The sequence below is a fragment of the Exiguobacterium qingdaonense genome (genome assembly GCF_018617855.1).
Taxonomy (GTDB): domain Bacteria; phylum Bacillota; class Bacilli; order Exiguobacteriales; family Exiguobacteriaceae; genus Exiguobacterium; species Exiguobacterium qingdaonense.
Window position 1 is genome coordinate 1 of the sequence record NZ_JACSKY010000033.1, and the last position, 505, is coordinate 505.

General features: G+C 52.3%; 4 tRNA genes and 1 rRNA gene. All 5 read right to left on the reverse strand.

Features of this window, described 5'->3' with window-relative positions:
* Nucleotides 1–12 precede the first annotated feature (12 nt).
* Nucleotides 13–89, reverse strand: a tRNA-Arg gene (locus KNP00_RS14085).
* Nucleotides 90–120: 31 nt separating this feature from the next.
* Nucleotides 121–207, reverse strand: a tRNA-Leu gene (locus KNP00_RS14090).
* Between the two features lie 40 nt (nucleotides 208–247).
* Nucleotides 248–323: transfer RNA gene (locus tag KNP00_RS14095), tRNA-Thr, on the reverse strand.
* A 9-nt stretch (nucleotides 324–332) separates the two neighbouring features.
* Nucleotides 333–408: transfer RNA gene (locus KNP00_RS14100), tRNA-Val, on the reverse strand.
* 8 nt (nucleotides 409–416) lie between these two features.
* Nucleotides 417–505 (reverse strand): 5S ribosomal RNA (rrf, locus tag KNP00_RS14105); the annotation flags it as partial.

Below are 505 nucleotides of genomic sequence, written 5' to 3' on the forward strand. Positions count from 1 at the left end.
TTCCCGTTAAAATGGTGCACCCTGAGAGATTCGAACTCCCGGCCTTTAGATTCGTAGTCTAACGCTCTATCCAGCTGAGCTAAGGGTGCGAGACGAATAATCATCATGGGAAAATATTAATGGTACCGAGGGCCGGACTTGAACCGGCACGAGGAAACCCTCGCAGGATTTTAAGTCCTGTGCGTCTACCAATTCCGCCACCCCGGCAAGGTATAATTTCTAGCGGTAGACTTTTAAAAAGATCAAATGGTGCCGGCGAAAGGATTCGAACCCTCGACCCTCTGATTACAAGTCAGATGCTCTACCAACTGAGCTACACCGGCAGGTGTAAATGGTGGAGGATGACGGGATCGAACCGCCGACCCCCTGCTTGTAAGGCAGGTGCTCTCCCAGCTGAGCTAATCCTCCAATATGTAGCCTGGCAACGTCCTATCCTCACAGGGGGAGATCCCCCAACTACTTTCGGCGCTGAGACGCTTAACTTCCGTGTTCGGCATGGGAACGG